This is a genomic window from Seonamhaeicola maritimus (genome assembly GCF_008056315.1).
Taxonomy (GTDB): domain Bacteria; phylum Bacteroidota; class Bacteroidia; order Flavobacteriales; family Flavobacteriaceae; genus Seonamhaeicola; species Seonamhaeicola maritimus.
Map to the genome: position 1 here is coordinate 1285851 of NZ_VRKQ01000008.1, position 22555 is coordinate 1308405.

The following is a 22555-nucleotide window of genomic DNA, read 5'->3' on the forward strand; positions in this document are numbered from 1 at the left end:
CCAGATATAGGCTAATAGAAACAATTCAACAATCTAATAAACAGTAGTTTAAGTGGTGTTGATCTATTTTTTTGTAAACATTGATTTTTTAAGAGTTAAATACTGCTTAAGGTTCTCAACAAATATGCCTATATATTGTTAATTACTTTGCTTCTCGGCTATTTCATTTTTTAAGGCGTTGTGTTATATTAGCGTTCTATCATAAAATTTTTCTCATTTCTATGGCTGTACAATCTAATTATACCGAAGATAATATACGTTCACTTGACTGGAAAGAGCATATTAGAATGCGTCCTGGAATGTATATTGGAAAACTCGGTGATGGATCGTCGCCAGATGATGGTATATATATTCTTCTAAAAGAGGTTTTAGATAACTCTATTGACGAGTATGTTATGGGAGCCGGAAAGACTATAGATATTTCCATTAATGGGAATAAGGTTACCGTTAGAGATTATGGAAGAGGTATTCCGTTAGGAAAGGTAGTAGACGTAGTTTCTAAAATGAACACCGGTGGAAAATATGATTCGAAAGCATTTAAAAAGTCTGTAGGATTAAATGGGGTTGGTACTAAAGCAGTAAATGCACTTTCAAATTATTTTAGAGTAGAATCTACTAGAGATGGCAAGTCGGCCTCAGCAGAGTTTGAAAAGGGAGAACTAATTAATAAGGATTTACTAGATGATTCTTCACGTAGAAAAGGAACCAAAGTATCTTTTATACCAGATGAGACTATATTCAAGAATTACAAATATAGAAATGAATATATTGTAAAAATGCTTAAGAATTATGTGTATCTCAACCCGGGATTAACCATAGTTTTTAATGGAGAAAAATATTTCAGTGAAAATGGTTTAAAAGATTTACTTACAGATAATACTAACGAGTCAGATTTACTTTATCCTATTATTCATTTAAGAGGCGATGATATAGAAGTAGCTATTACACATAGTAAAACACAATATAGTGAAGAGTATCATTCTTTTGTAAATGGACAAAACACTACCCAAGGAGGAACACATCTTAATGCTTTTAGAGAAGCAGTGGTAAAAACCATTAGGGAGTTTTACGGTAAAAATTTTGATGCTTCCGATATTAGAAAATCTATTATCAGTGCCATAGCTATTAAAGTTATGGAACCTGTTTTTGAAAGTCAAACTAAGACTAAATTAGGGTCTACAGATATGGGTGGTGATTACCCAACTGTTAGAACCTATATTAATGATTTTGTTAAGACCCAATTAGATAATTACCTTCATAAAAATGCGGATACCGCTGAAAAAATTCAGAGAAAAATTCTTCAAGCAGAACGTGAGAGAAAGGAATTGTCTGGTATTAGAAAACTAGCCAAGGACAGGGCAAAAAAAGCAAGTTTACATAATAAGAAACTTAGAGATTGCCGTGTTCATTTTGGGGACACCAAGAATGAACGTAATCTGGAAACTACTTTGTTTATTACAGAGGGAGATTCGGCTTCAGGAAGTATTACTAAATCACGCGATGTAAACACCCAAGCTGTTTTTAGTTTAAAAGGAAAACCTTTAAACTGTTATGGATTGACTAAAAAGATTGTGTACGAGAATGAAGAATTCAATCTCTTGCAAGCAGCTTTAAATATTGAGGAGTCTCTTGAAGATTTGAGATATAACAACGTGGTTATTGCTACAGATGCCGATGTTGATGGCATGCATATACGGTTGTTATTAATTACTTTCTTTTTACAATTTTTTCCAGAGGTCATAAAAGAAGGACATTTATATATTTTACAAACACCTTTATTTAGAGTTAGAAATAAAAAGGAAACCATTTATTGTTATACCGATGAAGAGCGCGTTAATGCTATACATAAATTAAAACCCAAACCTGAGATTACTAGGTTTAAGGGGCTTGGAGAAATATCGCCAGATGAATTTAAATACTTTATAGGGGAGGATATGCGCTTAGACCCTGTTATGTTAGACGAGCATATGTCTATAGATGAGTTACTATCATTTTATATGGGTAAGAATACACCAAGTAGACAGGAATTTATTATTAATAATTTAAAGGTTGAATTAGATCTAATTGAGGAGAATAATTAATGAGGACCAACAACGGTAAAGTTAGAAGTATAATAATTTCTGTTTATTTTATTTTGATAGTTTTAGCTATTATCTTATCTACTGTTTTTAGTGCATTTAAAAACGTTACAGGAAATCCTATGTTGACGTTTTTTATTTTTCTATTTGGTTTTATAGCCTTGTTTTTTCTAGTACACTGGATTTCAAAATATTTTGAATACGACAGTGATGGGATGCAGGTTGTGATTGTTAACAAAGGACTTTTATTATCTGATTATTTAAACTATAGGGAGTACAAGGTAGAGTTTGAAAAGCATAATTTAATATCTTATAAATTTCGAAATTTTTTAATATATAAAGGGTTAAGATTGCGTATTAAGAATAACAATGGTAATGTTAAATATGTATATTTTAATGTGACTCTGGTGTCAAGAAAAAAGAGAAAATACATTCGGCAGTCTTTAAGGAAGATGGTAAGAAATAATAGAAAAAAGGATAATAGTTAATGATAGAAGAAGAGAACGACGATTTAATGAATGAGCAAGATGGTCAGCCACAAGAAACCATTACCAGAATTACTGGTATGTATAAAGATTGGTTTCTTGATTATGCATCGTATGTAATCCTAGAACGTGCTGTACCTGCAATTGAGGATGGTTTTAAGCCTGTACAACGCCGTATTATGCATTCCATGAAAGATTTAGATGATGGACGTTATAATAAAGTGGCTAATATTGTTGGGCACACTATGCAATATCACCCCCATGGAGATGCCAGTATAGCCGATGCCATGGTGCAAATAGGTCAGAAAGATTTATTGATTGATACTCAGGGAAACTGGGGAAATATTCTAACAGGAGATAGAGCAGCGGCTTCACGTTATATTGAGGCCCGCTTATCTAAGTTTGCTTTAGATGTTGTTTATAACCCAAAAATCACGGAATGGCAGGCTAGTTATGACGGTAGACGTAAGGAGCCTACAAGTTTGCCTGTCATGTTTCCTTTATTACTGGCGCAAGGAGGAGAAGGAATTGCTGTAGGACTTTCTACTAAAATATTGCCACATAATTTTATTGAGATTATTGATGCCTCAATTAAGCACCTACAAGGAAAACGATTTACTATCCTACCTGATTTTCCAACAGCAGGAATTGCAGATTTCACAAATTACAATGATGGAAATAGAGGTGGAAAAGTAAGAGTGCGTGCTAAAATTTCTCAGTTAGATAAGAACACTTTGGTAATCTCAGAGATTCCATTCGCAACAACAACATCTTCTCTTATTGATTCTATTTTAAAAGCGAATGATAAGGGGAAAATCAAAATCAAAAAGATTGAAGATAATACAGCGGCTGAAGTTGAAATTCTGGTGCATTTACCTTCTGGATTATCACCAGATAAGACCATAGATGCCTTATATGCCTTTACAAGCTGTGAATCTTCTATTTCTCCATTAGGCTGTATTATTGAAGACAATAAACCTCTTTTCATTGGTGTGTCAGAAATGTTGCGTCGCTCTACAGATAATACGGTACAGCTTTTAAAACAGGAATTAGAAATAAGGCTCGGTGAATTTGAAGAACAATGGCATTTTGCTTCTTTAGAGCGTATATTTATAGAAAACAGAGTGTATCGTGATATAGAAGAAGAGGAAACTTGGCCAGGTGTTATTAGTGCCATTGATAAAGGACTTCAACCTCATATAAGGCATCTAAAAAGAGCTGTTACTGAAGATGATATTGTACGTTTGACAGAAATTCGTATTAAACGTATTTCGAAATTTGATATAGATAAAGCGCAACAAAAAATTGATGCTCTTGAAGAACAAATAGCTCAAGTTAAATACCATTTAGAAAACTTAATAGAATACGCTATTGATTATTTCAAAAGGCTTAAAAAGGATTATGGTAAAGGTAGAGAGCGAAAAACTGAAATTAGAATTTTCGATGATGTAGATGCTACAAAAGTTGTTATCAGAAATACTAAGCTATATGTAAATAGAGAAGAAGGATTTATAGGGACTTCATTACGAAGAGATGAATATGTTTGTGACTGTAGTGATATAGATGACATAATTGTGTTTACAAAACAAGGTAAGATGATGGTTACCAAAGTGGACACAAAAACATTTATAGGAAAGGATATTATTCATGTCGCAGTGTTTAAAAAGAAGGATAAGCGAACCATTTATAATATGATTTATAGAGACGGAAAAGGTGGTCCATCTTATATAAAGCGCTACGCAGTTACTGCTGTGACAAGAGATAGGGAATATGACTTAACTAATGGTAATAAGCTTTCTGCTATTTTATATTTTTCTGCAAACCCTAATGGTGAAGCCGAAGTTGTAACTATTAATTTAAGACAAGCAGGAAGTATTAAAAAGCTAAAATGGGATATCGATTTTGCTGATATTCTAATAAAAGGCCGCGTATCCAAAGGAAATTTAGTAACTAAATATTCTATAAAGCGGATAGAGTTAAAAGAAAAAGGGGTCTCTACTTTAAAGCCACGCAAAATTTGGTTTGATGATTCTGTTCAAAGACTTAATGTTGATGGCAGAGGCGAATTAATTGGTGAATTTAGAGGTGAGGATAGGTTGTTGATAATCTCTCAGGCTGGGATAGTTAAAACTATTATACCAGAGCTAACGGTTCATTTTGATAGTGATATGATTGTACTTGAAAAGTGGATTCCAAAAAAACCTATCTCCGCTATTTATTTTGATGGAGAAAAGGAACGTTATTATGTGAAGCGTTTCTTGATTGATAATGAAAACAGGGAAGAAAGGTTTATTTCAGATCATCCTAACTCCCAATTAGAGATAGTTTCTACAGATTGGAAACCTATGGCAGAAGTTGTATTTGCTAAAGAGAGAGGCAAGGAAAGAAAGGAAAACCTTGACGTGAATTTAGAAGAATTTATTTCAATTAAGGGTCTTAGTGCATTAGGGAATCAATTGACAAAAGAACGAGTAAATCAAATAAATTTATTAGAGCCAATCCCATATGAAGCACCAGAAGATAAACCGGCAGTAGAAATAGAGGTTGTAGGGGAAACAGAGGTTTCTAATGAAAGTAATTCTACTGATTCCAATCCAAATAAAAATGGAGAAGGAAATTTGGAAATAGATGATGAGGGACAAATAACATTATTCTAATCATTAGTTTGTGGACTTGTAATTAGCCAATAATGTATTTTTCTTCGTACCGAGAACCCTAGCTTCTTATACAATTTTATAGGTCCGGTATTGGTTTCATCTACATGTAAAAACGGATTTTTATTTTTTTCAAATATTTTTTTAACGGCATATGTGATGAGCTGTTTAGCGTAACCTTGTCCTGTGTGATCTGGATGTGTGGCAACAGCGCTAATTTCAGTAAAATTCTTGGTTTGCATACGCTCTCCAGCCACCGCAACTAATTGATCATTTTTATAAATACCAAAGTACCGTCCCAATAAATTGGTTTTCTTTTTGAAGAAATGCGGATAAACCAAAGATATTAAATTCATTAAATCATTGTAGTGAGTTTGGTTAAGTTCTATGATATCTGATGTGATGGGATAGTCAATTTCGTTGTAAATAATCATTTGTAAACCCACATGTTTCGTCAGTCGAAAAGTATCAGGTATTATAGGTTTCTCTCCAACTATAAAAAAGCGGTCTAATAATTTAGAATGTTCTTTTATAGCCTTACTCGTGTCATGGTTATTTACAAAAGCTCCGAAAGGCGTAAAATCTGGATGGTAGAACTTTACATTTCCATAATCAATGCATTCTTTTATATGAATATCTGTTAAAGATGACCAAACCGGATTATTTAAAGGCTCTTCTGAATAAGACATTATTTTGAAATATTGATTTTTTCTATGATTTCGTCAATTGGTGTTAAATAATCAAACCAAATAGCATTCTCATTCTTTTTAAACCAAGTAAGTTGTCGTTTTGCAAATCTACGGGTGTTCTTTTTTATTTCTGAGACAGTAAAATCTAAAGTCCATTCTCCGTCAAAATATTTGAACAATTCCTTATAACCAACCGTGTTTAAAGCATTCAAGTTTTTATGAGGAATTAAGGTTTCGACTTCATTTAATAAACCATCATTAAACATAATGTCAACTCGCTGATTGATACGTTCATAAATGATTTCTCTTTCGGCATTAAGCCCAATAGTTATGGTTTTAAAGTTTCGCTGCTTTTTCGGTCCTTTTAAAAACGAAGAATAAGGTTTACCGGTACCGATACAAATTTCTAAAGCTCTAATTACCCTATGCGGATTATCAATAGCAATGGTGCTATATGAAATTTCATCTAATTCTTTTAGTTGCTTCCTTAATGATTCTAAACCTTCTGTTTCTAATTTTTGGTTTAGGCCTTTTCTAATGTTACTATCGACATCTGGAAAATGATCTAGACTCTTGGTTACAGCATCTACATATAAACCTGAGCCACCAACCATAATAACTACATTCTTCTTTTTAAAAAGCGCATTTAATTTTTCAATAGCATCCCTTTCAAAAGCACCAACACTGTAATTGTCATGAATAGATTTATGATGTATAAAATGATGTTTTGCACCAGCCAATTCCTCTAAAGATGGAGCAGCAGTACCAATTTGCATTTCTTTGAAAAACTGCCGGGAATCAGCAGAAATAATATCTGTATTAAAATGTTGCGCTAACTTAATGCTAAGAGCGGTTTTCCCAATAGCAGTGGGACCAATAATTGAAATTAAATATTTAGTCATCTAGTTTAGAACCACATTGATGGCAAAATTCTGCATTATCACGATGGTATGGCTCAGCACAATTTGGACAAGATGTAGTATTTGTAGGTATTCTATCTCTATCTTTTTTTGTCATTTCAGCCCCAACTATTCCTGTTGGAATGGCTATAATACCGTAACCCATAATCATTATTAAAGATGCAATAAACTGTCCAAAAGGTGTTATTGGCGCAATGTCTCCGTACCCAACAGTTGTAAGGGTTACAATAGCCCAATATACACTTCTAGGAATACTGGTAAAACCACTGCCATTACCACTTTCAACTAAATACATTACCGTTCCTAGTATAATGCATAAAATAAAAACAAACATCAGAAATACCGAGATTTTAACCCTACTTCTCCTTAATGATCTAACAAAGTTGGTAGATTCTCCAATATAGCGTGTTAGCTTTAAAATTCTGAAAACACGCATCAGTCTTAATGCGCGTAGTGCAACCAATGAATGTGTACCGGTCAAGAAAAGCGATAAATATTTTGGGATAGTAGATAACAAATCGATAATCCCATAAAAGCTAAATATATATTTAATGGGATTTTTAACGCTAACAATTCTGGCTATATACTCTATTGTGAAAAGAATGGTTATAACCCATTCTGAAATATTTAAAAAGCTGTGATATTTAGCATCAAAACTATCAACACTCTCTAACATCACAAGTAAAATACTTGCGATAATTACAAATAGCAGAATGACATCAAAAAGTTTACCTGGTTTAGTATCTGCTTCATAAATTATTTCATGAATTTTATCCTTCAGGTATTGTTTTTGCTTTGCGGTCATATTCAAAAGTAAGAAAGATTATTTTTTCTTTAGCAATACAAGAGAATTGTTTTGAATATTAACTATTTTATTCATGAACTTTTTTAGGTAGGGATAATATTCTGGAGCATATATAGCTTCTTTAAATTCTATCCTGAACGTCAACGATAGTTGATTTCCCATAATAGTTGAAGAGAAGAACAATCGACCAGCTTTATTTGGCAAACTGCCTATTACTGGTTTAGGTTTTTCAACTACTTCATAAAAATCTCCCAAATTTAGTTTTAAAGTATAATTATAAGAATCTTTATATCCAAAGTCAATGGGGTAGGTTCTTTCTTGAAGCTTAAAAGGGTTTTCTTTAAAGAATTTCACAAAGAATGGGTTTACATATATGTTTTCTCCAGTTTCCTCTGCAGTATATTCTATATTATATTGCTCTTCAAAAGTTGAACTTGTTGAAGTACTATTAGATGTTTTAAAATCAGAAACTACAAGATCAACAGAATTGTTTTCTAATCGATCTAAATAATTCGATTTATTTTTAAAGTAAAATTTTCTGTGATCATAAGCGTGATAGCCTGTTCTTCTAGATTGAATAGTTCCTGAAATATTTTCGTTTTCATCAATACTTATTTCAGCATTGTAGAATACATTAGAGTTGTTAGGAATAATGTCTATCCATTCACTACTAGTATTAAAATCTAGTAGTCGGCCTGTTTGATTTAGGCATCTGAAAGGAACTTCACCAAAACTTAAATATTTATCAGTAGCATCTAAAAGAAATGTTTCCCCATTAACTGTTACCTGAACAATTAGATAGTTAAAATCCGAAAGTACAGGGAAAATCTTCGTAGGAAACCCATTTCTTCTCGTAGATAAAAGCACTGGTTTTACATCAATATTACTTTCTCTAAGCAGATTATGAAGTAAAATATTTATTGAAGAAACATTTCCAGATTTGTTTTTTATAAGATCTTTGACAGAAACATCTTTAAATATTCTAAATTCCTCATTCCAGGTGTAATTCTCTTGAACAAATTGATATATTGCTTTCGCTCTTTTTAAATTTTCCTTTTCATTAATTATGTCGGGGCTTAAGAGTTCTTCAATATCTATCTTTTTTTTAAGTTGCTTGCCTATTTCCTTATCGGTTCGAAATTCCTTATCAACTGTTTCCCAGGTTTTAGTATAATGTTTAATAGTACCGTCCATTCCCTTAAAGGTTTCTAACTCATATTCTATTCGGGCCAAATAGTTATCCTCAGAAGTCATGTAGTCCTCTTCTATAAATGCAGGTATGTCTTTCATAGCGTATTTACTTTTGCCACAATCTGCACTGGCGCCATTACTCATTTTTAAACACTGTTTTTCAAGTTTAGATTCATTGATGGCCAACTTTTTCCCACCAACTAATTTAATATGGTATAACCAATTCCCAGGAATACTAGCGTTATACTCACTGTAAAGTTTTGGGATTTTCCCCTGAAATTCCCAACCATGGTACTTAAACATGTACTTAGAAATTGTTTTATAACTATATGTTATTACGGATCCTTCCTTAACATTTGGTAGCGTGAATTTTACAATATCGAAGTTTTCATTGTAATTTTCTTTGAAAATATCCTTCTTGTTTAATGGAGTTTTAACAACAGTCCCGTCAATTTTGTTATAGGTAGTCCCTTTAATGTCTTCAACTTTTTCAGAATAGCTTTTACTTTTGTACAAATAAATGGCAACAGTAGCATTGTTAAACCCTTCTTTATTTAATATTTTAATTTTGTGCTTTTCTTCGGTTCTTAAATCATATTCATTTTTGTCGACATAACTATTTCCATACTCGTATATTACTATGGCATTTGCTGTAGAATCTTTTTCAAAAGTATTTGTTTCAATATCGGCTAGCTTTACCTGAAATGATTCTGAGTTGAATGATGTTTGAGAGAAGAGGTTAAATGAGGAGAGAAATAGTAGAATTACGGTGATTCTTATCATGGTTCTTCGAATATTATTTGTTTTATTTTTTTGTTTTTTCTGAGGTAAGCTTGAATGATGTGTTGCGTATCTCTATTATTATTCATAGGGGTAATAATAGATTTTAATATTTCAATATTATTGATTTGATAGTTTAGATTGAAGAATCCTAATCCTTTAAAGACTCCATTTTCAATTAATATGGCACTGCGTTCATCAACATCACGCCCACGGTCAATAATGACCATGTTTTTGTTTGAATAACTGTTTTTTAAAATTAGAGAATTAACTCTTTTGTTATATGTTTCTGAAGATTCTTCTTGAATACAGGCACCTTCACACGTTTTTATATCGTAGTTAAAACAGCTAGTCTTTGTTTTATAAACACCGGTAAGTTTTTGACATAACTGATACTCCTCAATAGCCTTTATAATGAAGCTCTTACCACTTTGTCTGTTGTTGAATGTGGTGATAGGTTTTTTTCTTAGGTCTACAACATCAATTTTTAAGTTAACGTAATCATTTTCATCAACAAAACTATATAATGCATGGGTAAATCTTGTCCTACGCAATGCTCTATTAAAAACCGGTTTTATCCGTTTAATTTCTTCACTCTCCTTTAAAAGTGCTACCAATTCACTACCAGTAGATTCATAAGTGACAGATCTAACAAGTGCTTGAATTTTTTTTGACTTTGGGTTGGTGTTAGTGAAGTGTTGATTGATGCGTTTTTTTATATTCTTACTCTTACCTATATAAATGATTTCACCATCTTCTTTATGAATATAGTACACACCTGTTATTGCTGGTAAATCTGCAATAATATCAATATGTCTAGGCTCTAATTGATGTTTAGGATTTGCTCTAACAGAATTTTGAATAATGGTTTTTTGCGTATCCTTATCCATCAACATTTTAAATAACTTAACAGTTGCTAGAGCATCACCAGAAGCCCTGTGTCTATCAGTTACAGGAATTCCTAAAGAACGCACCAATTTGCCCAAGCTATATGATTGTTGCCCAGGAATTAGGTTTTTAGAAAGTTCAACCGTACAAAGTGATTTGCGCTCATATTCAAAACCTAAGCGTCTAAATTCAGTGCATAATATTCTGTAGTCAAATTGAGCGTTATGCGCTACTACAATACAATTTTCAGTAATTTCTACTATACGTTTTGCAACCTCATAAAATTTGGGTGCATTACGCAACATATTATTATTAATACCTGTTAGGTTTACCACAAAAGGTTGAATGTCTTTCTCTGGATTTACAAGACTGATAAATTGATCTACAACTTCATGACCATTGTATTTGTAGATAGCAATTTCTGTAATACCTTCTTCATTATACTTGCCTCCGGTGGTTTCTATGTCTAGTATTGCGTACAAAAAATGTCTATGTCTTTAGTTGTAATTACGTGCTCCAAAAATGCTACTGCCAACTCTTACCATGGTACTCCCACAGTCTATGGCGAGTTGATAATCTCCACTCATACCCATGCTAATAATGTTTAGTTCGCAGTTTTCAGTTTTTATTGTTTTTAAATTATCAAAAGTTGATTTAAGCCTTTTAAATTCTTTTTCAACTTGAATTTTATCATGAGTGAAAGTTGCCATTCCCATGACACCAACAACTTTAATATTTTTTAATTCCGAAAATGCTTCGGATAGTATTATTTCTGAAGCTTCCTCTGGATCCATTCCAAATTTAGAATCTTCCGAAGCTATTTTTATTTGTATCAGGCATTCAATAACTCTACCATGTTTTATGGCTTGTTTGTTGATTTCTTGCAGTAATTTCAGATTGTCTACACCATGAATTAAACTCACAAAGCTTGCCATATATTTAACCTTATTCCGTTGAACATGACCAATCATATGCCACTCAATATCTTTTGGCATGATTTCATGTTTCTCAACCATGTCTTGAATTTTGTTTTCACCAAAAACCTTATGGCCAGCATCATAAGCCTCCATAATATCACTAACAGGTTTAGTTTTGGATACAGCTACTAAGGTGACATGATTGGGTAAAGTAGATTTTATGTTTTGAAGGCTCTCTTTTATCGGCATTATTTCAAAAATTGATCAGACACTTTTTCGGCTTTTCTACTTTCTGAATAATCATAAAAGCCTTCACCTGATTTCACTCCTAATTTACCTGCTCTAACCATATTTACCAATAAAGGACAAGGTGCATATTTTGGATTTTTAAAACCTTCGTACATCACATTAAGAATCGATAAACAAACATCTAACCCTATAAAATCGGCTAATTGTAAAGGACCCATTGGGTGTGCCATACCTAGTTTCAACACCGTGTCAATCTCTTCAACACCTGCAACGCCATTGTAAAGTGTTTCAATAGATTCGTTAAGCATGGGCATTAAAATGCGGTTAGCTACAAATCCAGGATAATCATTTACCTCTACAGGAACTTTACCTAAAGTTTTTGATAGCTCCATGATGGTTTTAGTAATCCCATCACTGGTACTATAACCTCTAATGACTTCAACTAATTTCATAATAGGCACTGGATTCATAAAATGCATGCCAATTACTTTATCTGGTCTTGAAGTTACACCTGCTATTTCGGTAATTGAAATAGATGAGGTATTAGTTGCCAAAACAGTATCGGGAGCACAAATTTCATCTAATTGCTTAAAAATGGTCAGTTTTAAATCTACATTTTCGGTAGCAGCCTCAACTACTAGGTCTGTATTTTTAACTCCTTCTTTTAAATTAGTATAACTTGAGATGTTATTTAAAGTTATCGTTTTTTCTGCTTTAGAAATTTTTTCTTTAGTAACCATACGGTCTAAATTCTTAGCTATGGTTTCTAATCCTCTTTTTAGGGAAGTTTCACTGATATCTATAAGCTGAACTTTAAATCCGCTTTGAGCAAACATGTGGGCAATACCATTTCCCATGGTTCCTGCACCAATAACAGCTATATTTTGCATCCTAAAAACTATTGATTATTTGATTTGCAACTCGTAATGCTTCAGTACCATCATGTAGTGTAACAACGGGTGTGCTATTATTATTAATGGCATCAGCAAAGGTTTCTAATTCATCTAAAATGGCATTGTTATTTTCTATTTTGGGGTTGTCAAAATAGATTTGTTTTTTAACCCCTTCAGCATTTTGAAGAATCATATCAAAATCTCCCGGGTTTTCTGGAGCGTCCTTCATTTTAACTACTTCGCATTTCTTATCTAAAAAGTCAACCGAGATATAGGCGTCTTTTTGAAAAAATCTTGCCTTACGCATCTTTTTAAGCGAAATTCTACTTGCGGTTAAGTTAGCAACACAACCGTTTTCAAATTCTAATCTTGCATTAGCTATATCTGGTGTGTCACTTATAACCGCAACACCACTGGCAGAAACATGTTTCACTTTAGATTTCACAATGCTTAAAATAATATCTATGTCATGAATCATTAAATCTAAAACAACAGGAACATCAGTTCCTCTAGGGTTAAACTCTGCTAACCTGTGTGTTTCAATGAACATTGGTGATTTGATGTCTTCTTTTACTGCCAAAAACGCAGGGTTGAAACGCTCTACGTGACCTACTTGACCTCTAAGATTATTTTCGGATAATAGTTCTCTAACATGTTCTGCTTCTTCAACAGTATTAGTAATTGGCTTTTCTATGAATATATGCTTACCTTTTGCTATAGCTTTTTTGGCACAATCATAATGCGAAAGTGTAGGTGTTACAATATCAACCACATCAACAGCATCAATGAGCGCTTCAATGGAGTTGAAAAACTTATATCCAAATTCAGCTTCTACCTTTTTGCCATTGGTTTCATCGGCATCATAGAACCCAACAAGATTGTATTTATTTGATTGATTTAGAAGTCTTAAGTGAATCTTTCCGAGGTGGCCAGCACCAAGTACACCAGCATTTAGCATAATAAATATGTTTTTAACAAAAATAAGATATTTAAAAGGATGAATTTAATGATTTCTGACTAAATTTTCCCTTATAAAGAGAGATTTAAAATGTCCTGAATAAATTGTTGTGAAATTATTTTAAGCTTTAAAATGTTTGACTAATTTTAGCAAACTAAACTACACCAAAAATTGAAAGATACTTTTAAGCATAAGGGATTAAGACAGCAACTGGTTAATGTAATAAAAGCCAAAGGTATAGCCGATAAAAATGTACTTGATGCAATAGGTAGCATCCCTAGACACTTATTTATGGATTCTAGTTTTTTAGATCATGCTTATCAGGATAAAGCATTTCCTATAGGTGCAGACCAGACAATTTCACAACCCTATACGGTAGCCTTTCAATCTGAATTATTGCAAGTGAAACCAGGAGACAAAGTTTTGGAAATTGGGACTGGGAGTGGTTATCAATGTGCTGTATTATGTAAGTTGGGAGCTAAAGTTTATAGTATAGAACGCCAACAAGAGTTGTTTAAAAAAACCAGCAAGTTTTTGCCAAAACTAGGATATAGAGCTAAAAAGTTAATCTTTGGTGATGGTTATAAAGGTTTACCGGAAGAAGCACCATTTGATAGTATTATAGTAACAGCTGGAGCACCCTTTGTGCCTAAGCCTTTATTGAGCCAACTTAAAATAGGAGGTAGGTTAGTGATTCCCGTAGGTGATGACGTTCAAATGATGACTTTATTTGTTAGAAAAGGACCTAAAGAATTTGAGCAACACGAATATGGTGAATTTAGGTTTGTGCCACTGTTAGAGGATAAAAATTAATATTGTTTTAAATTCTTTTATATGTTTTGGAAAAAAAGAAATAAAAAAAACAAACTGATTAGAATTGAATTTCCTGATGTTTTAAAAAATGAAAAACTCAATCATAGAAATATTGAGTTTTACAATGCGTTATTCTCCTTAACTGAAGATTCCGTTACGATGGAAAACTCTTTATACCTTATCAAGATTTATCACTCTACTAAACTTCATGAAATGAGAAATAAATCTTTGAAATTGCTTTACAATAAAGATTTTGAACATTTAGAAGATTTCTTTATCGCAGCCTACAAAAGAGAAGGGTATCTTGATATGAAGATATTAGCTTTGAGAGGGCTTGCTCAGTTTAAACCCGAAAATGAAATAGAGAAAATCTTGTTGAAATTCAATGCTGTTTTAAAAAGGCGCCCAGAAAAAACTCCATGTAATTACAAGGAGTACGAATTACTAAAAGGTAAAAATTCACTGCCATATTTACTTAAGAGGTATAAATATGATTGCTTTATAGAAACTTTGAATATTGTGGAAAAACAGTATAATGAAATGCCAGATGCATTTAAAGGACATTTTACTGTTGATGAAAGTGGAGAAATAATTTCCTTACGATCTAAAGAGAAATCATCAGAAATGATGAACAATTATTTCGAAACTGTCGGAACAAGATAAAATTAGCCTTCTAACAACCCCGTATCAAACCCATCAATACTTTTAGAGTTTTTTTCTTTTCGGTAATTCTGTAACCGTTCTTTACCTTGTTTTTCAGCCCAAGAATTTAATTGTCTGCGTTCATCTTTAAAATCCATAAAAGGAACGGCATATCCGCATGATGTTTGCAACGATTCAACTCGCATTTCAACAATCTGTCTAGTTCCTGAAATTTTTGGGAACAAGTCAATATAATCTTTAAACTCCACATCACTTTCATGATACATTTTGGCGTTTCCGTATAATCTAAGAATAAGTGGTTTTCCTTCAAAAGAACAGAACATAACCGTCATACGGTTGTTTTTCAACAAATGAGCTGCTGTTTCATTACCACTTCCTGTTAGATTTAACCAAAGAACTCTATTGTTATCAATAACTCTAAAAGTGTCTAAACCTTTAGGTGATAAATTTATTCTTCCTTCATCTGCTGCAGTTGCAACAAAGAAAATTTTCTGTGCTTCAATAAATGATTTTATTTCGGGGGTAACCTCTGTATAAAAACTAGCCATAGCTTATTTCTTTGGTAAATACTTTTCAGGAATGGGGTTGTCTGTAGTTTCTTGAGTCCAATAAATGTTTATAATCCACCAGCGTTTCCCATCATTTAATAACTGAATACTATTGATACCGCGCATAAATGGCGCATCATCAGATTTACTATTAAAAGCTTCATAGGTACTAAATACATGAGCAATATTTCCAAATCGTTGAACCTTTCTGTTTATTTCCTTTTCAAAAAAACCATTTTCCACTAACCACTTCCCAGAATTTTTAACATAATCATCAGGAGTCATAAAACTGGCTACATGAACTTTCTTTTTATTCTTTCCAGATGGAATTAATTTTGCATCCTTATAGAATAAAAACTTGAATTGTCCCCAATTACGTTTTTCGCCTTTTTCACCAGAAACAACATCATAAAGGGATTTAATGGTTTTATCAATGGTAGTAACTTTAGTACTATCTATACCATATACTTGAGGTTTTTGGTTTTTCTCTTTTTTTTGAGCCTGAATTGTTAATGTGGTACACGCAAATACTAATACTATAAAAAAGTTCTTCATTTTATAATGATTGATGATTAAAGTCGAAAATTAATAAATTTGATAAACTAAAACGGTTAAGTTTTATATAAATTATTTGAAGTTCTTTTTAATTCTGTCAAGATTACGTTTGTTATCTCTGTCTTTAATGGTTTCGCGTTTATCATAAAGTTTTTTACCTTTTGCTAAGGCAACATCAAGTTTTGCGAATCCCTTTTCGTTTACAAATAATCTTAATGGAATAATAGTAAGTCCTGTATTTTGAACTTCCTTCTCTAACTTCTTAAGTTCTTTCTTGTTTAAAAGTAACTTACGTGTAGCTTTTGGTTTGTGGTTGTAATATGTACCATGACTGTATTCTTCAATAGTCATATTAATCACAAAAAGTTCTTGACTGTCATTAAACTCACAAAAGCTTTCTGCAATTGATGCTTTACCACTTCGAATAGATTTTATTTCAGTTCCAGTTAACACAATACCACAGGTGTACTTATCCAATATTTCATATTGAAAGCGCGCCTTTTTGTTTAATATGTTAACGTTTTTTTGCATTGGTGCACAAAACTACACAAATTTATATTCTTAACTTTTTAAAACTATTTTTTTTGAATAAAACTTATTTATGTCTTATTGATATTGTACAAACCATAATAAGAACTATAAAATATGCTTTTTCATTGCCTTAAGCCAAAACATTTGTATTTTTGGTTTTCCAATTTTTTAATACAAGAATTAGTTTATGAGTTCATATGATGTAGCCGTTATCGGTTCTGGTCCTGGAGGTTATGTAGCAGCCATTCGTTGCGCACAATTAGGAATGAAAACAGCCTTGATAGAAAAGTATTCAACACTTGGTGGAACCTGTTTAAATGTGGGATGTATTCCAAGTAAAGCTCTTTTAGATTCATCACACCATTACGAAGATGCGGTTAAACATTTTGAAGAGCACGGAATTGAAATTCCGGGTGAGGTAAAGGTGAATTTAGAGAAAATGATTGCTCGTAAGCAAGCTGTTGTAGACCAGACTACTGGTGGTATTGATTTCTTAATGAAGAAAAATAACATTGATGTTTATAATGGATTAGGAAGCTTTAAGGATGCTACTCATATTACAATTTCAGGTGAAGAAACTACCGAAATTGAAGCTAAAAACACCATTATTGCTACAGGAAGTAAACCTTCTAGTTTACCGTTTATTAATATTGATAAAGAACGTGTTATAACATCTACTGAGGCTTTAAAATTAAAGGAAATCCCAAAACATTTAATTGTTATCGGTGGAGGTGTAATTGGTTTAGAACTTGGACAAGTATACAAGCGATTAGGTGCTGAAGTTTCTGTAGTTGAATTCATGGATAGAATTATTCCAACCATGGATGCTGGTTTGTCTAAAGAACTTAATAAGGTTTTAAAGAAACAAAAATTCAAAATTAATGCATCTCACAAAGTAAAGTCTGTAGAGCGTGTTGGTGATGAAGTTATTGTAAAGGCAGATAACAAAAAAGGTCAAGAAGTTGAGTTTAAAGGTGACTATTGTTTAGTGTCTGTTGGTCGTCGTCCTTATACGGATGGATTAAATGCTGAGGCTGCAGGAATAAAATTAGATGATATAGGTAGAGTAGAGGTGAATGACCATTTGCAAACTAGTGCATCTAATATTTATGCTATTGGTGATGTGGTTAAAGGTGCCATGTTAGCACATAAAGCAGAGGAAGAAGGCGTATTTGTTGCTGAGACATTAGCAGGACAAAAACCACATATAGATTATAACTTAATTCCTGGGGTGGTTTACACTTGGCCTGAAGTTGCTGCTGTTGGAAAGTCTGAAGAACAGCTTAAAGAAGCAGGAATAGCTTATAAGGTAGGTCAGTTCCCAATGCGAGCTTTAGGACGCAGTAGGGCTAGTATGGATATTGATGGTTTTGTTAAAGTTTTGGCAGATAAATCTACCGATGAAATCTTAGGAGTTCATATGGTTGGTGCCCGTGCAGCAGATATGATAGCAGAAGCTGTTGTTGCTATGGAATATAGAGCAAGTGCCGAGGATATATCAAGAATGTCTCATGCACACCCAACATTTACAGAAGCCATTAAAGAAGCGGCCTTGGCTGCTACAGATGATAGAGCTTTACATATTTAAAAACGTATTTAATAATATAGAAAAAGCCTCAGTTTTTACTGGGGCTTTTTTAGTTTCAATAGTTGGAGGTTGAGTGAGTTTTAATATAGGTTTAATATTTTTTTTCTATCTTAAGGACGGATACTAACTAATAACCAACCAATTATGAAACTCTCACTAGTATTATTGTGCACAATTTTGAGTATGATTAGTTACTCTCAAACTATTGAAATCCCAGATCAAAATTTTGAAAAAACACTTATTGAATTAGAAATTGATAGTGATAATATTGTTAATGGTAAAATTTTAATAAGCGATGCGCTTAAAGTTACTTTTTTAGATGTGTCTGGTAAAAAAATTAAAAGCTTAAAAGGGATAGAAGGTTTTACTTCACTAACCCATCTAGATTGCTCAAATAATCCAATAACAAGTTTAGATGTAAGTCAAAATATTGGATTAACGACATTTTTTAGAGATGTTAATGACTTAGATCTTGGTAAATCAGTAATTTCTTTAAACTGGTTTGATTGATTTATTTTGAAAAATATTTTTGAATATTTATTTAACATTTTGTAATTTAATACCTTAGGATTCTTTCTTGAATTAATATTACTTATTAATAGCATTAGTCCCGCAAGCTGACATGGTCTCTTTTTATGTTATGCTATAAAATTAGTATATTATGAAAACAAGATTACTTCTTTCCGTTGCCCTAACTTTATTTGCCTATTTTTCAAGTTTCGCCCAGTGCGAAAGTACACCAGCAGGATATACATGTGTTCCGGATGATGCTTTTGAAAATTTCCTTGAAACTAGGAAAGCAGACGGTAGCGTAGTGCCTATAAGCGACCCTAACAATCTCGGAGATGGAATCATGAACAATTATGTTCCCACATCTAAAATTAGTGGTTTAACGGAGATAAATCTTTTTAATCAAAATATTGCTGATCTTACAGGGATAGAAGATTTTGCATCTTTAACTAAACTCGATGCTCGGGGGAACAGTCTTACTTCTCTGGATGTTTCAATGCTAGCTTTAACATATTTGGATATTTATAATAGTGATGTTACCATAATTGACCTCTCTTCTAATACGGCCTTAACTTATTTAGATCTAGCTTTAAATGAATTAAACGTGTTGAATGTTGATGCTAATACAGAATTGACTCATTTGAATTGTGGAGGAAATAATTTAACAGATGTTGATGTTGAACTAAATACTAAATTAACGTTTTTGAGTGTTGGGGGTAACCCCATAAGTACGTTAGATGTATCCATGAATACTCTATTAGAAAGGCTGATTTGTTCTACAACTAGTATAAGCACTTTAAACGTTCTGGGAAATACAAATTTAAAAGAACTTTATTGTTCAAATAATTCTAGTCTCAGCTCCATACAATTACCCAATACTGCAACATTAACAAGGTTGGATTGCTTTTCTAATAGTAGTCTAACCTCAATTGATGTTAGTAAGAATACAGGGTTAGAAATTTTTTGGTGCTATAATACTGGACTGACAGGTACATTAGATGTTTCTAGTAATACAAGTTTGATTAGCTTTTTTTGTCATACAAACACCAATTTGACAGCGATTGATTTGCCAGATGATTTGGATACTTTGGTGGATATTGAATGTTATGGGACGAGCATAAATAGTTTAGATGTTTCAAACAATGATGCTTTACAAGAATTAAATTGTAAGAACAACCCTAATTTAACATCTGTTACTTTTCCAGTAACGAATAATACACTTGACTTATTAATAACTAATAATACGGGTTTAACCAGTCTCAATATTAATGGCCTATATGCTCTAGAAAAACTATGGAGCTTTAATAATCCGAGTTTAACTACTTTTAATTTGCCTGCAACAAATACACTTTTTGAATTTGACTCTAGTAATACGGGGGTTATAAACCTAGATACAAGTATGCTTTCAGGACTAGAATTCTTAAGGATTAATAATAGTAGTTCGCTAACGAGTATAACTCTCCCCAACACAACAACATTAAAAACTTTTTGGATGTATGGACATGCCTTAAATAGTATTGATTTTACCCCTTACACAAACCTTTATAATACCTTAGAGGATTTAGATGTTGGTAATGGAAATTTAAGCAGCGTGGATATTAGCATGTTAAAAGGGTTGGTTCAATTTTATTGTCAGGACAATGATTTATTAACTTTTTTAAACATAGCCAATGGGAATAATGAAAGTTTAGATTGGATGTTTGCAAACTTTAATACTAATCTAAGTTGTATACAGGTAGATAATAAAATTAATGCAGATAACAAGGATACAAATAACTGGCGTAAAGATGTAATTACAAGTTATGAGGAGTCCTGTAATTTAAGCACAACTTATTTTGATCTATCGAATATTTCAATTTATCCCAACCCAACAAAAAATAAGGTTTTTATAGAAACGTTTTCAAATGTTACTTATAATTTAAAAAATATTCAGGGACAATTAATGTTTACAGGTAATTTGGCTATGGGCATGAATGAAATAGATATTTCTAATTTAACTAATGGTATGTATTTTATTAATCTTAAAAGTGAATCCGGAAGATTGACCCAAAAAATATTGAAGTATTAGCTAGAGGGAACAGTAAAAAATATATTAAAAAAAAGCGAACCAAAAAAAGGGTTCGTTTTTTTTTAACTTTTAGTTCATATAATGTGACTTTTTAAATAGATTAGTGTCTTACAACTGTAAAGTAACTAAATAGCTCATAGCTACATTTGGAAACCCTAGAAAATATTAATAAGCAATCTGATGAAGATCTTGTTAAGGCAATTATTAAAACTAATGATACATTGCTTTTTGAGATTTTATATGACAGGTATGCTATGCTGGTTTATAATAAATGTTTAGGATTTGCAAAGGATGTAGATGAAGCCAAAGATTTAACCCAAGATGTTTTTTTAAAACTCTTTGTAAAGCTAGCTAGTTTTAAAGGGAAATCTAAATTTTCAACATGGTTATACGCATTTACTTATAATCATTGCGTAAATTATGTAACTAGAAATTCAGCTAAGAAGTTTCAAAAAAAGTCTGTAGATTATAAAGATATTGAAAACCTTTCAGAGGATGAAGATGAGGATTATGGTTTTTTAACTATGAAGGTTGACAAATTAAAAATAGCTTTAGAACATATTTCTCCTGATGAGAAAATGATTCTATTGCTTAAATACCAAGATTCACTTTCAATTAGAGATATTGAAGGTGTTTTAGGTATAGGAGAAAGTGCGGTTAAAATGAGAATTAAACGTGCAAAAGACAAACTAATAACCGTGTATAACAACCTTAAATAATGGATAACCCGTTTAAATACGTAGATCAGCCACTTAAGGAAGTTCCTCAGGAACTTAAGTCTAAGGTTATGAATGATATTGCTATGGCTAAATTACTCATGGAGCTAGCGGCGTTATTCTCTTATAATATTGGTGATATTATAGAATCTGTAATGAAACAAAGAGACGTGAAAAATAAAGATAACAACCCTAACTTATAGTAGTAAAATGGAAAAAGCAACAGAATGGAAAAACGTAGCTATGGAATCTCTCAAAGCTATGTGGTTAGAAATAACAAAGGTGTTCCCAAGTATTATAGGTGCCATAATTGTAGTTATAGTAGGCTGGTTAGTGACCAAATTGGTTGTGCGCTTAATAAAGAAAGCTTTAAAGCTGGCCAAGGCTAACAAATTGGATGATAAGTTGAATGATATTGAAATTGTTGAAGGTAAAAAGCTAAACTTCGATACCATCAAAATTGTTTCAAATTTTGTAAAATGGGTAATGTATATTATGTTGATTATCATGGTTTCTGATATTTTAAATCTAACCATGATTTCTGAACAAATAAGCAATCTTCTAGGGTATTTACCTCAGTTGTTTGCAGCTATAGTGATTTTTACCATTGGCCTTATTCTAGCAAACGTAATTAAAAAGGGGTTGAAATCTTTTTTTGAATCTATGGATTTATCAGGAGCTAAAATTATTAGTCAGGTAGTATTTTTTATAATCTTGATTTTTACCTCTATTACTGCTTTAAATCAAGCTGGTGTTAATACTGAAATTATAACAAGTAATATCACTATGATTTTAGCAGCCTTTCTATTGGCTTTTGCTTTGGCTTTTGGTTTTGGGGCACAAAAGGTTGTTGGGGATTTATTAAAAACCTTTTATGCAAGAAAAACATATGAAATTGGTCAGGTAATAGAATTTAACGATATTAAAGGTGAAGTTGAAGCAATTGACAACATGAGTATTACGTTAAAGACAGAGAAAGGTAAACTTGTAATACCTATAAAAGATATTGTTGAGAGTCAAGTAAAAATACAGGATTAACTTTAAGTTAGGGTTAAA

The 22555-nt window shown here is 32.2% G+C and carries 22 protein-coding genes; 11 read left to right on the forward strand and 11 right to left on the reverse strand.

What is annotated here, in order from left to right; genetic code table 11:
• The first annotated feature begins 221 nt into the window (after nucleotides 1–221).
• Genes FUA22_RS05350 through FUA22_RS05360 form a run of 3 tightly spaced genes read left to right on the forward strand, consistent with a single transcriptional unit; the run spans nucleotide 222 to nucleotide 5220 of the window.
• Nucleotides 222–2081, forward strand: coding sequence for a DNA topoisomerase IV subunit B (locus FUA22_RS05350; protein ID WP_147766872.1), 1860 nt, complete (start codon nucleotides 222–224; stop codon nucleotides 2079–2081).
• Nucleotides 2081–2566, forward strand: a complete 486-nt coding sequence (locus tag FUA22_RS05355) for a hypothetical protein (protein WP_147766873.1) — start codon at nucleotides 2081–2083, stop codon at nucleotides 2564–2566. The genes FUA22_RS05350 and FUA22_RS05355 overlap by 1 nt, the downstream gene beginning before the upstream one ends.
• Nucleotides 2566–5220, forward strand: coding sequence for a DNA gyrase/topoisomerase IV subunit A (locus FUA22_RS05360; RefSeq protein ID WP_147766874.1), 2655 nt, complete (start codon nucleotides 2566–2568; stop codon nucleotides 5218–5220). The genes FUA22_RS05355 and FUA22_RS05360 overlap by 1 nt, the downstream gene beginning before the upstream one ends.
• Here FUA22_RS05360 and FUA22_RS05365 read toward each other — a convergent pair.
• The 8 genes from FUA22_RS05365 to FUA22_RS05400 are packed head-to-tail and all read right to left on the reverse strand — an operon-like array spanning nucleotide 5217 to nucleotide 13507.
• Entirely contained in the window at nucleotides 5217–5906 is a 690-nt protein-coding gene (locus FUA22_RS05365; protein ID WP_147766875.1) for a GNAT family N-acetyltransferase, read from the reverse strand. The two genes, FUA22_RS05360 and FUA22_RS05365, sit on opposite strands and share 4 nt — an antisense overlap.
• A complete protein-coding gene (gene miaA, locus FUA22_RS05370; protein ID WP_147766876.1) occupies nucleotides 5906–6808 on the reverse strand; it encodes a tRNA (adenosine(37)-N6)-dimethylallyltransferase MiaA in 903 nt (300 codons plus the stop codon). The genes FUA22_RS05365 and miaA overlap by 1 nt, the downstream gene beginning before the upstream one ends.
• The gene (locus tag FUA22_RS05375; protein ID WP_147766877.1) at nucleotides 6801–7631 is read right to left on the reverse strand and encodes an ion transporter; all 831 of its coding nucleotides are present in this window, start codon (nucleotides 7629–7631) and stop codon (nucleotides 6801–6803) included. The genes miaA and FUA22_RS05375 overlap by 8 nt, the downstream gene beginning before the upstream one ends.
• Nucleotides 7632–7649: 18 nt before the next feature.
• Entirely contained in the window at nucleotides 7650–9605 is a 1956-nt protein-coding gene (locus FUA22_RS05380) for a DUF3857 domain-containing protein (RefSeq protein ID WP_147766878.1), read from the reverse strand.
• Nucleotides 9602–10972 carry an exonuclease domain-containing protein gene (locus FUA22_RS05385; RefSeq protein ID WP_147766879.1) on the reverse strand — a complete coding sequence of 457 codons (1371 nt, stop codon included), beginning with the start codon at nucleotides 10970–10972 and terminating at the stop codon, nucleotides 9602–9604. Before FUA22_RS05385 ends, FUA22_RS05380 begins: the two co-directional genes overlap by 4 nt.
• Nucleotides 10973–10987: 15 nt before the next feature.
• A complete protein-coding gene (locus tag FUA22_RS05390; RefSeq protein ID WP_147766880.1) occupies nucleotides 10988–11656 on the reverse strand; it encodes a YggS family pyridoxal phosphate-dependent enzyme in 669 nt (222 codons plus the stop codon).
• Nucleotides 11656–12546, reverse strand: a complete 891-nt coding sequence (locus FUA22_RS05395; protein WP_147766881.1) for a 3-hydroxybutyryl-CoA dehydrogenase — start codon at nucleotides 12544–12546, stop codon at nucleotides 11656–11658. Before FUA22_RS05395 ends, FUA22_RS05390 begins: the two co-directional genes overlap by 1 nt.
• Before the next feature lies 1 nt (nucleotide 12547).
• The gene (locus FUA22_RS05400) at nucleotides 12548–13507 is read right to left on the reverse strand and encodes a Gfo/Idh/MocA family protein (RefSeq protein ID WP_147766882.1); all 960 of its coding nucleotides are present in this window, start codon (nucleotides 13505–13507) and stop codon (nucleotides 12548–12550) included.
• 171 nt (nucleotides 13508–13678) lie between these two features.
• Here FUA22_RS05400 and FUA22_RS05405 point away from each other — a divergent pair, with 171 nt between their 5' ends.
• Complete coding sequence (locus FUA22_RS05405) at nucleotides 13679–14320, forward strand: protein-L-isoaspartate(D-aspartate) O-methyltransferase (protein ID WP_147766883.1); 642 nt, start codon at nucleotides 13679–13681, stop codon at nucleotides 14318–14320.
• Nucleotides 14321–14341: 21 nt separating this feature from the next.
• Nucleotides 14342–14983 (forward strand): hypothetical protein, encoded by a 642-nt coding sequence (locus FUA22_RS05410; protein ID WP_147766884.1) that lies wholly within the window; start codon nucleotides 14342–14344, stop codon nucleotides 14981–14983.
• Nucleotides 14984–14985: 2 nt separating this feature from the next.
• Here FUA22_RS05410 and FUA22_RS05415 read toward each other — a convergent pair whose 3' ends face one another.
• The 3 genes from FUA22_RS05415 to smpB all read right to left on the reverse strand — a co-directional run bounded on the left by FUA22_RS05415 (nucleotide 14986) and on the right by smpB (nucleotide 16617).
• Nucleotides 14986–15531 carry a pyridoxamine 5'-phosphate oxidase family protein gene (locus FUA22_RS05415; RefSeq protein WP_147766885.1) on the reverse strand — a complete coding sequence of 182 codons (546 nt, stop codon included), beginning with the start codon at nucleotides 15529–15531 and terminating at the stop codon, nucleotides 14986–14988.
• A 3-nt stretch (nucleotides 15532–15534) separates the two neighbouring features.
• On the reverse strand, nucleotides 15535–16086 hold the full coding sequence (locus tag FUA22_RS05420; RefSeq protein ID WP_147766886.1) for a hypothetical protein: 552 nt from the start codon (nucleotides 16084–16086) through the stop codon (nucleotides 15535–15537).
• Nucleotides 16087–16158: 72 nt separating this feature from the next.
• Nucleotides 16159–16617 carry an SsrA-binding protein SmpB gene (smpB, locus tag FUA22_RS05425; RefSeq protein ID WP_147766887.1) on the reverse strand — a complete coding sequence of 153 codons (459 nt, stop codon included), beginning with the start codon at nucleotides 16615–16617 and terminating at the stop codon, nucleotides 16159–16161.
• Between the two features lie 187 nt (nucleotides 16618–16804).
• Here smpB and lpdA point away from each other — a divergent pair, with 187 nt between their 5' ends.
• The 6 genes from lpdA to FUA22_RS05455 all read left to right on the forward strand — a co-directional run bounded on the left by lpdA (nucleotide 16805) and on the right by FUA22_RS05455 (nucleotide 22537).
• On the forward strand, nucleotides 16805–18205 hold the full coding sequence (gene lpdA / locus FUA22_RS05430; RefSeq protein WP_147766888.1) for a dihydrolipoyl dehydrogenase: 1401 nt from the start codon (nucleotides 16805–16807) through the stop codon (nucleotides 18203–18205).
• A 144-nt stretch (nucleotides 18206–18349) separates the two neighbouring features.
• Nucleotides 18350–18715, forward strand: a complete 366-nt coding sequence (locus FUA22_RS05435) for a leucine-rich repeat domain-containing protein (RefSeq protein WP_147766889.1) — start codon at nucleotides 18350–18352, stop codon at nucleotides 18713–18715.
• Between the two features lie 151 nt (nucleotides 18716–18866).
• Nucleotides 18867–20783, forward strand: a complete 1917-nt coding sequence (locus FUA22_RS05440; protein ID WP_147766890.1) for a T9SS type A sorting domain-containing protein — start codon at nucleotides 18867–18869, stop codon at nucleotides 20781–20783.
• Nucleotides 20784–20929: 146 nt separating this feature from the next.
• Nucleotides 20930–21502, forward strand: a complete 573-nt coding sequence (locus FUA22_RS05445; protein WP_147766891.1) for an RNA polymerase sigma factor — start codon at nucleotides 20930–20932, stop codon at nucleotides 21500–21502.
• Nucleotides 21502–21702: a hypothetical protein gene (locus tag FUA22_RS05450; protein WP_147766892.1), complete on the forward strand. Its 201-nt coding sequence runs from the start codon at nucleotides 21502–21504 to the stop codon at nucleotides 21700–21702. The genes FUA22_RS05445 and FUA22_RS05450 overlap by 1 nt, the downstream gene beginning before the upstream one ends.
• 7 nt (nucleotides 21703–21709) lie before the next feature.
• Nucleotides 21710–22537: a mechanosensitive ion channel family protein gene (locus FUA22_RS05455; RefSeq protein WP_147766893.1), complete on the forward strand. Its 828-nt coding sequence runs from the start codon at nucleotides 21710–21712 to the stop codon at nucleotides 22535–22537.
• Nucleotides 22538–22555: the final 18 nt, after the last annotated feature.